This window comes from Lampropedia aestuarii (assembly GCF_004803635.1).
Taxonomy (GTDB): Bacteria; Pseudomonadota; Gammaproteobacteria; order Burkholderiales; family Burkholderiaceae_C; genus Lampropedia; species Lampropedia aestuarii.
Genome location: NZ_SSWX01000041.1, coordinates 1 through 7725, shown reverse-complemented (window position 1 = coordinate 7725; position 7725 = coordinate 1). Strand labels below are relative to the sequence as shown.

Annotated in this window: 5 protein-coding genes and 4 pseudogenes; 6 read left to right on the top strand and 3 right to left on the bottom strand. The window is 51.4% G+C overall.

Translation table 11 applies throughout. The features are described from left to right. Positions 1–26: 26 nt before the first annotated feature. Both E8K88_RS18430 and E8K88_RS17625 read right to left on the bottom strand, forming a co-directional pair. Positions 27–134: pseudogene (locus tag E8K88_RS18430) on the bottom strand (IS5/IS1182 family transposase); the annotation flags it as partial. Between the two features lie 185 nt (positions 135–319). Then, complete coding sequence (locus tag E8K88_RS17625) at positions 320–1198, bottom strand: LysR family transcriptional regulator (RefSeq protein ID WP_136407982.1); 879 nt, start codon at positions 1196–1198, stop codon at positions 320–322. A 120-nt stretch (positions 1199–1318) separates the two neighbouring features. Here E8K88_RS17625 and E8K88_RS17620 point away from each other — a divergent pair, with 120 nt between their 5' ends. The 4 genes from E8K88_RS17620 (at position 1319) to E8K88_RS17605 (ending at position 5303) form a co-directional block, all read left to right on the top strand. Then, positions 1319–2233 carry an alpha/beta hydrolase gene (locus E8K88_RS17620; RefSeq protein ID WP_205880123.1) on the top strand — a complete coding sequence of 305 codons (915 nt, stop codon included), beginning with the start codon at positions 1319–1321 and terminating at the stop codon, positions 2231–2233. Positions 2234–2266: 33 nt separating this feature from the next. Then, positions 2267–3535 (top strand): MFS transporter, encoded by a 1269-nt coding sequence (locus E8K88_RS17615; RefSeq protein WP_136407981.1) that lies wholly within the window; start codon positions 2267–2269, stop codon positions 3533–3535. Between the two features lie 129 nt (positions 3536–3664). Continuing rightward, complete coding sequence (locus E8K88_RS17610; RefSeq protein WP_136407980.1) at positions 3665–4396, top strand: SDR family NAD(P)-dependent oxidoreductase; 732 nt, start codon at positions 3665–3667, stop codon at positions 4394–4396. Positions 4397–4490: 94 nt separating this feature from the next. Continuing rightward, positions 4491–5303, top strand: a complete 813-nt coding sequence (locus tag E8K88_RS17605) for an SDR family NAD(P)-dependent oxidoreductase (protein ID WP_136407979.1) — start codon at positions 4491–4493, stop codon at positions 5301–5303. Positions 5304–5388: 85 nt separating this feature from the next. On the opposite strand, the pseudogene E8K88_RS17600 reads toward E8K88_RS17605, so the two are convergent. After that, positions 5389–6131 (bottom strand): annotated as a pseudogene (locus E8K88_RS17600) (LysR substrate-binding domain-containing protein); the annotation flags it as partial. Between the two features lie 48 nt (positions 6132–6179). On the opposite strand from E8K88_RS17600, the pseudogene E8K88_RS17595 reads away from it, so the two are divergent. Both E8K88_RS17595 and E8K88_RS17590 read left to right on the top strand, forming a co-directional pair. After that, positions 6180–7280: pseudogene (locus E8K88_RS17595) on the top strand (MFS transporter). A gap of 22 nt (positions 7281–7302) precedes the next feature. Then, a pseudogene (locus E8K88_RS17590) lies at positions 7303–7623 on the top strand (aldo/keto reductase); the annotation flags it as partial. Between the last annotated feature and the right edge of the window lie 102 nt (positions 7624–7725).

Here is a 7725-nt window from a genome sequence, read left to right as displayed (position 1 = left end):
CGAACTATCTATAAAACCCTGGTCGATTCAGGCTCGAACCAGACGGTAAGCGAACCTCGCGCCTTCAATGCCTGGTTGTATTCTTTCCAGTTCTTTGTTTGGTATTTGCGCGTTGACCAGTTTGATTCACTCATCCTCAGAGCCTACTACTGTTCTCGGCTCGAATTTTGCGACAAAGCCATTTCGATTAGTACTCGCTCGCCTCACTCATCCGCTTGGCTTACCCCAGCCTCCTTGAGGCTATATGCGAAAAAGCCGATCACACTGAAAAACCAACATCAAATTTCACAAACCCCCTTAAAAATTTAACAATAATATTTCAATCAAAAAACTCAGAAACGATATTATTAATTTTTTCTATTCTTTCATTATAATTATTCTCAGCCCAAACAAGCGCCGATCCAACCAATGGCAGATTAATATCCACATATTTAATATTCGGATTACTATAATAATCTGACGCACGCTTAGTCATAAAAAAAATACCAAAATCAGAAGCAACTGCAGACAAACCCTCACGAACCGTTTTTATTGTTCGCCCTGGAAATAATTGCTGACCACTTGGAGTTAACAACGGGAAATGGAAGTCCACCCATTCTTTCCCGGAAACACCAACCGGTGCCTGAAGCATTGTTTCTCCAGCGAGCTCCTCGAAATCGATCAATTCTCTATCTGCGAGAGGATGATTAGCATTTAAGCAAATCACACGCGAATCACGCATTAAAACCTGTCCAGCCTGAAGCCCAGGCATGCCGATTGGCAATCTACATAAACTCACATCCACCGCGCCACTCAATATAGAAGTAAATTGATTATCATAATGCAACTCCACAAACTCCAGAGAAACACCAGGATATTTTTCATTAAATTTATTAACAAATAACTGATGTAAACCATAGAATCCACCCCCCATAAAACCAAGGCGAATGCTTTCTTTTTTTGCTGAGAATCTCATCTCAATGATTGATTTTTTAATCTGCGCAAGTGGAATTTGAATTTTTCTCCTGAATTCCTCACCATTTTCTGTCAATGCAACGCGTCGACTATTTCGATCAAGAAGTGTGCAGCCTAGATCAGCCTCCAACTTGCGCAAGTGATCTGACACAAGCGACTGACTCATCCCTAAGCGTTCTGCAGCGCGCCGAAAATGCAGTTCTTCACTCAATGCGATGAAGACTTCCAAGCTTCGAATGTTCATCTCTCTGATCCTTTGGTTTTGTTGATTGATCTGAATATCCGATCAATCAAGCATTTTTTTCGTGTTGATCTTTTATGCCTTCCAGCTATATTTGCCTAGCACCAGAATGACCTGGACTAAATGGAAGCAAAGACCGCAATGATTGATGCAATAAATGTCGAATTCCCGGTGGATGGAGATTTCATCAGAGGCACACTGTATTTACCAGAATCAACTAAAAAAATTCCTGCAGTAGCCCTTGCCCACGGATGGGCAATGGTAGCCGGAGGCGATTTAGAAGACTATGCATTACAGGTGGCTACCCGAGGTATTGCGGCACTCAGTTTTGATTATAGAAATCTCGGAAAAAGTGATGGTAAACCACGGCAACATCTTGATCCTCATAGGCAAGTAGAAGATTTCAAAGCCGCTATTTCCTTTTTACGAACACAAAAAACTATCAATCCGGATCAAATTGGTATTTGGGGTTCCAGCTACGGTGGTGGCCATGTACTGACTGTAGCAGCTACCGATCCGCGAGTTCGCTGCGTGGTCTCCCAGGTTCCAACTATTAGCAGTTGGCGTGCAGCCACCTCCAAACTAAATTCCGAGGAGTTGACAGATCAGTGCCAACGTTTTATCAGAGAAAGAGAATCCAGCTTTGCAGGAGCACCTTTATCTTTGCAAAAAACCATAGGCATTAACCCTAGCGAGGTAGTCACATACCCTGATAAGGATTCCTATGACTATATGTCCAGTCAAGGTGCACGTTGCCCTGAATGGAAGGATTACACGACTTTATCATCTCTAGAATTGGCCAGAAATTACGAGCCTGGTGCCTATATTTATAGGATAAAAAATACACCGACTCTGATGATTATAGCCAGTCGCGACACCACCACTCCACACGAGTTACAACGCGATGCATTTGCAGCAATGACCTGTCCAAAGGAGCTGATTGAAATTGAAGGCGGTCATTATGTTGTTTATCAAGAAGCGCTTGATAAAACCAGTAATTTAGCAGCAGATTGGTTTAAAAAACATCTATGCAAATAAAAAAATGAAACCAACAATCAACTAGGAGACAAAATGACAAATCAAACACATCAAGGTCACAGCAGGGGTAAATCCTTGCGAGCCGCTGCCATAGGCAATGCGCTGGAGTGGTTCGACTGGACGCTGTACGGCATCTTCTCGGTCTATCTAGCGCGCAATCTGTTTGACAAAGCAGATCCACGCTCTGCACTTTTATCCACGCTTGCCGTGTTCGCTGTGGGCTTTATTGCACGTCCGGTCGGCGGGTTTGTATTTGGTAAATTGGGAGACCGCTATGGTCGCAAGGCCGTATTGGTAACCACCATGATCTTGCTGGCCATCTGCAGCGCAGGTATTGGCTTAATTCCCAGCTATTCTTCGATTGGCATTGGCGCGTCCATCCTGCTGGTCATACTGCGCTTGCTGCAAGGTCTGGCACACGGCGGAGAAACCGGCGTTTCCTACACTTATGTGGCTGAAATTGCCCCGAAAGAAAAGCGTGGCTTGTGGTCTAGCACCGTGTTTATCAGTGTGACCCTGGGGGTGATGGCCGCAACAGCTACTGCCGCCACACTGACCAGCATGCTGGGCAAAGAGGCCATGGACGACTACGGCTGGCGTATTGGCTTCTATATTGGCGGCATCTTAGGCATTTACGCCCTATTCTTGCGTCGCAGCGCGCAAGAATCCCAAGTGTTCGAGCACAAGAAGGCTGCGCCTGCCAAGCCTTTGACAAAACGCGAAATTCTCATCATTGCGCGCAACATCATCATGCTTTCGGCAGCATCTAACGTGACCTACTATACCTGGGTTACTTTTGCACCTTCCACCGCCATCGCCAAGGGCATGGATGCTTCTGGTGCCTATTGGGCCAGCTTGGCTGCGCAAGTACTGTGCCTAATTTGGTTGCCCGTATGCGGCTGGATGGCTGACAAGTTTGGCCGTAAGCCAATCGTGTTTGCTTGGGGCTTAGCTGTGATTGTGTTGAGCTACCCCATCTCCGCGATGGTCACTCAAGAGCCGATGACATTGTTCTTTGCACAGGTCTTGGGCTTGGGTGCCTGGGCGTTGATTGCTTCCATCTACCCTGCCATCGTGTCCGAACAAGTCCCTACCCAAGCGCGTGCTCAAGGTGTGGGTTTTGTGTCCTCACTGTCGGTGGCAATTTTTGGTGGTACCGCACCCTACATCAACACTTACTTGGCAGGTAGCGGCTATGAGTTCCTGTACATAGGTTACCTGATGTGTCTGGGTCTGATGGCCATTATCGCCAGCATCATCATCAAAGAAACCGCTCGTATCGATTTGGCAGATATTCGTTAAAGCACGGTTCGCAAGGGGGCTCAATTCCCCCCTCCACTCAATGCTGTGCAAAGGCATGGCGCCGTGTGCGTCCAGACTTTGCCGCAGCAGCAGGCATGCTTGGCATGTCAAGCTTTCCACTACCAAACTATGTTAGATAACCCTATCCAACTCGACGGCAAGATTGCCGTAGTCACAGGCGCCTCAGGCGGCATTGGCAGAGCAATTGTTCAAAGATTGCGCGCTCAAGGCGCCACAGTCATCCCTACTGACGTACAAGTCCCCGTCGATGCTGACGCCCTGTTCTATCAACTGGACGTCACCGATACGCAAGCCATTGAAGCACTCGCCCAGTATGTGCACACCACCTACGGCCGTCTTGATATCTGGGTGAACAACGCTGGTATGCTGGCGCGCTCCGATGCGCTGGATTTGGATGAGTCCATGTGGGACAAAACTTTGAACATTAACTTACGCGCCAGTGTGTTTGGCTGTCAGGCAGCAGCCCAAGTCATGAAAGCCGGTGGTGGTGGTGCGCTCGTGAATTTGTCCAGCTACGCCGGTCTTAAGGCGCGCCCCAACTGCATTGACTATGCCTCGGCCAAAGCCGCTATTCATCACGCGACCAAATGCCTATCGTTGGAATTCGGCCCACACAACATCCGCGTCAATGCCATTGCCCCTGGTTATATCGACACCCCGATGAGCGCATGGATGCATGCCGACGCTGCGATCAAAGCCGAATACCTCAAAAAAACCTCCGTAGGTCGCCTGGGTAATCCCGACGAAATTGCCTTGGGTGTGCTGTATCTGGTCAGCCCCATGGCCTCTTACGTCACCGGCCACACCTTGGTGATTGATGGCGGTGTCATGAACAGCTAACACGCTGTGCTATTGCATAACGGCTAACCAGTTGCTCCTATGTTTGGAGTCAGCAGCCTCGTCAGTTTCTAAAACCGTTGATTTTGGAGCACCTATGAGCAATTTTTGGCACGATAAACACATTTTGGTCACTGGCGCTGCGCAAGGACAGGGACTCACTGAAGCGAAGGCGCTGTATTCCTTGGGTGCCAACATCATTGCGATTGATCTCGCTGCGCCTGACCAGCCTGTCTGGAACGATTTGATCCACCACTGTCATGCAGAGCCACAACGGTTGATGGTTCGTGCACAGGATGTTTCAGATGCCAATGCGTGGTCTGAGCTTGCAGATGCGCTAAAAAAGCAAAGTATTCAGTTGCACGGCCTTGTTAACAACGCAGGCATCACTCTTAGAAAAACAGTGAATCAAACTTCACCAGAGGAGTGGCGCCGCATTCTCTCGGTCAATCTGGATGGCGCTTTTTTGGCCATCCACTACTTGTCACCTTCTATGCGTGCTGGTGGCTCGATCGTCAACATATCCTCCACAGCTGGACTCACTGGATATTTCAGTGCCGCTTATACCGCCAGCAAATGGGCATTGCGTGGATTAACTCGCTGCGCTGCACAAGAGTTGGCAGACCGTCATATTCGCGTAAATACCATCTGTCCTGGTTTGGTTGAAACGCCCATGATCCACAAAGCCAACGCCGTTCACAATGCAGAGCAGGCCAAAATATTCCACGAAGGCAATCGCCAAGCAACGCTTTTGTCGCGAGGTGCCGAACCTAGTGAGATTGCCAATGTAGTGATTTTTCTGCTGTCTCCGGACTCGTCATTTATCAATGCAGCAGATATTCCCGTCGATGGTGGAATGACCGGGGGCGGCATCTACTGGCGCATTGGCAAGATGACAGGCAATCTTTGATAGTTGAATCGCCCCGAATTTCGACTAACGCCACGATGCGCCTTGTGCACAGGCAGTACTGCACAGACCAAGGACCTTGTGGCACTCAGCAAAACGGCTTATTTTTCAACTCTGCAATCACATAGTCGACAAAGCATAGAATGCGCGCCGCTAAGGCGGTGTTGTGGTAGTACACCGCCTTAGCGGCTGGCGCATATCCAACCTGGTGCCAGCAAAAAGCACGATCAACGCGCCGGTGCCCATGCGTCATGAAGTCCGATAAACACACGATGCCTAGGTCTGGCAGCGCCATTTGACTGAGTGTTTCGCCACTGGACGAAGCGATACTAGGCACGATCCGCACCAGATTGCCTTCGGCATCGTGCAAAGGCCAGTCATTCAAAGTGTCGGGCTGCGTGAATCCAAGCAGGCGATGCTGGGCCAACTCGCTGGCTTTGGTGAGGCTGCCAGAGCGCTCCAAGTACACAGGGCTGGCCAACATGCGCACGCGACTCACGCCCACTTGCCGTGCATGCAGTGTCGAGTCCTTCAAGGCACCAATGCGAAACGCCACATCCGTTCGTTTTCCAACAAGTCGGTCACACCTTCATTCGAATTGAGCTCCAACTGCACGTCTGGATACCGCATGCTAAAACCGTCGAGCAAAGGCACGATCACATGCCGCATAAAAGGCGTTGCCGCATCGACTCTGAGGCGTCCAGCTGGCTTGGCCCTGCGTGCACCGATTTGTTCCTCCGCCTGATCAACAGAGTTGATGATGCTGCGCGCCTGCAGCAAGAACTCAGCGCCCTCTTCGGTCAAATGCAGCCTGCGCGTAGTGCGCCGCAAGTGACCTGGTCACACTGCAGTCCTTCACTCTTGATGAGCACCACTGCAATGGAATCCTCCGCCGTACTATTGGCATTGGCCACCGGGGCTTTTGCCATAGGCACCACCGAATTTACCCCGATGGGCTTGCTGACAGTGATCGCCAATGGCGTCGATGTCGATATTCCCGCCGCAGGCCTCTTGGTCTCCGCGTATGCCATGGGCGTGATGGTCGGCGCGCCGGTCATGACCTTGTTATTCAGCCGTTTTGGCAAACGCAATGCGCTGATGGCCTTGATGGTGCTGTTCACCATTGGCAACCTGCTGTCGGCCTTGGCGCCCAGCTTCACGACATTGCTGCTATCGCGCTTGGTCACCAGCCTCAACCACGGTGCATTTTTCGGCATTGGCGCTGTCGTCGCGGCCAGCGGCGTGCCGATTGCCACTTGGCTGGGGCTACAACTCGGCTGGCGTCTTGCGTTTGGTGCGACTGCCGCACTAGGCCTGCTAACTATCGCAGCGCTGTGGCTGACCTTGCCCAAAGGCGCACCAGGCACACGCCCTAATGTGCGCAGCGAGCTGAAAGTACTGATGGCGCGTGATGTGCTGATCGCGATGGGCACCACCGTCTTCGGTGCAGGCGCGATGTTCACGCTCTACACCTATGTGACGCCGCTGCTGGAAGACATGACCAATGCCAGCCCTGATTTCGTGACCTTTGCGCTGGTACTGATCGGTATTGGCTTCACGATGGGCAATAGCCTGGGCGGCAAACAGGCGGACTGGTCGCTGGAGGGCGCAACCCAGCTGATTCTGGCTGCGCTGGCCCTCATCATGCTAGTGCTGCCGCTGGCCTTTCAAAGCCATATCGGTGCAGCGATTGCACTGGTGATTTGGGGCGCCGCCTCTTTTGCCAATCGTGCCACCCGTGCAAATTCGGGTGATGCAAGCGGCGCACAAAGCGCCGGGCCTGGCCTCATCTGTGAATGTCGACGCCTTCAACCTAGGCAATGCTCTGGGCGCCGCCTTGGGCGGCTTTGCACTCAGCCAAGGCTGGGGCTATAGCTCGATACCGCTGGTTGGTGCGGCACTCGCAACGGCAAGTTTGGGTTTAGTTGGCTGGGCCGAGCCACACGCCGCTACGCATCAACGTCCACTGCTTCTATCTAAACAAACCTTCAGGAGCCTCTCTATGAATACCGTTCCTTCCTTTGGTGTTGGCACTTTCCGCTTGAAAGGCCAAACCGCCATTGACTCTGTGCGCAATGCGCTTGACGTGGGTTACCGCGCTGTCGATACCGCCCAGATTTACGACAACCAAGCCGATGTGGGCCAAGCGATTGCGCAAAGCTGCATTGCTCGCTCTGCGCTGTTTCTCACCACCAAAATCTGGACCGCCAACTATGCACAAACGCAACTGGTGGCCAGCTTGCGTGACAGTCTGCACAAACTGCGCACTGACTACGTGGATTTGACACTGATCCATTGGCCAGCTCCGGGCAATGGCGGCGCATAAGAGGAGACCTTGAACGCCTTGGCCTTGGCCTAAGCCAAAGCGCAAGGCCTGACGCGCCACGGCACCGCCGATCAGATCCGCTGGTTTGAAGCCAGCCCA

Bases quoted from the DNA above. Each gene is read 5' to 3' on its own strand.
- E8K88_RS17615 (WP_136407981.1), top strand. From the start codon at position 2,267: ATGACAAATCAAACACATCAAGGTCACAGCAGGGGTAAATCCTTGCGA.
- E8K88_RS17620 (WP_205880123.1), top strand. From the start codon at position 1,319: ATGGAAGCAAAGACCGCAATGATTGATGCAATAAATGTCGAATTCCCG.
- E8K88_RS17605 (WP_136407979.1), top strand. From the start codon at position 4,491: ATGAGCAATTTTTGGCACGATAAACACATTTTGGTCACTGGCGCTGCG.
- E8K88_RS17610 (WP_136407980.1), top strand. From the start codon at position 3,665: ATGTTAGATAACCCTATCCAACTCGACGGCAAGATTGCCGTAGTCACA.
- E8K88_RS17625 (WP_136407982.1), bottom strand. From the start codon at position 1,198: ATGAACATTCGAAGCTTGGAAGTCTTCATCGCATTGAGTGAAGAACTG.